The sequence below is a fragment of the Actinoallomurus acaciae genome, assembly GCF_042429965.1.
GTDB lineage: Bacteria > Actinomycetota > Actinomycetes > Streptosporangiales > Streptosporangiaceae > Actinoallomurus > Actinoallomurus acaciae.
The window spans coordinates 1-876 of record NZ_JBHLZP010001177.1; the positions used below are offsets into that span (position 1 = coordinate 1).

Below are 876 nucleotides of genomic sequence, written 5' to 3' on the forward strand. Positions count from 1 at the left end.
AACTTTAATGGGAAGGGAGTTTGTAAATTATCGATAACAACAGGAAATACAGGTGTTAAAGATATTGAGCCTCCAGATGTTGTTTTGTTAAACTCATTGGCGGAAAACTCATCATTAGACTGTAAAAAACTGTATAGAGAAATACAAAGTATTGTTGATAACGATCCGTCACTTTTATTTCCTGAGAAAATAAAGTTAAATGGTTTGTTATCAATTGATATGATCATTGTTATGAGGAGATAAAATACAATTCTATGCGTGGTTTGGTTTTTTGTGCGCTAATTTTAATATTGCCCGGCTGTCAGGCAAATTATATCAGGGATGTTCAAGGAGGGACTGTTGCGCCATCTTCTAGCTCAGCAGCTACTGGAATCGAAATTAGGTAAAAAGATTAAAGGATCTTCTTGAGATCCTTTTTTTCTACGCGTAATCTGCTGCCTGTAAACGAAAAAACCCACGTTCTCAGGCGTGGGTTCTTTCGAAGGTTAGAAGTTTCTCAGGCTTTCTAACCCGAGGTAACAGGGTGTACAAGACCGCTGCCACCAAATCTGTCCTTTCAGTGTAGCCGCAGTCGGTCCTTCACTTCAAGAACTACGTATCAGCAATTTCTTGTACATCCTCTACCAGTGGCTGCTGCCAGTGGCGTTAAGTCGTGTCTTACCGGGTTGGACTCGAGACGATAGTTACCGGATAAGGCGCAGCGGTCGGGCTGAACGGGGGGTTCGTGCACACAGCCCAGCTTGGAGCGAACGACCTACACCGAACTGAGATACCAACAGCGTGAGCTATGAGAAAGCGCCACGCTTCCCGAAGGGAGAAAGGCGGACAGGTATCCGGTAAGCGGCAGGGTCGGAACAGGAGAGCGCACGAGGGAGC

Annotated in this window: 2 protein-coding genes; both read left to right on the forward strand. The window is 45.1% G+C overall.

Translation table 11 applies throughout. From position 1 onward, the window contains the following. The coding region (locus ACFFNX_RS51455; RefSeq protein WP_378213820.1) for a hypothetical protein at positions 1 to 243 on the forward strand (243 nt) is incomplete at its 5' end. An 11-nt stretch (positions 244 to 254) separates the two neighbouring features. Beyond that, the gene (locus ACFFNX_RS51460) at positions 255 to 386 is read left to right on the forward strand and encodes a colicin release lysis protein (protein ID WP_071525901.1); all 132 of its coding nucleotides are present in this window, start codon (positions 255 to 257) and stop codon (positions 384 to 386) included. Positions 387 to 876 lie beyond the last annotated feature (490 nt).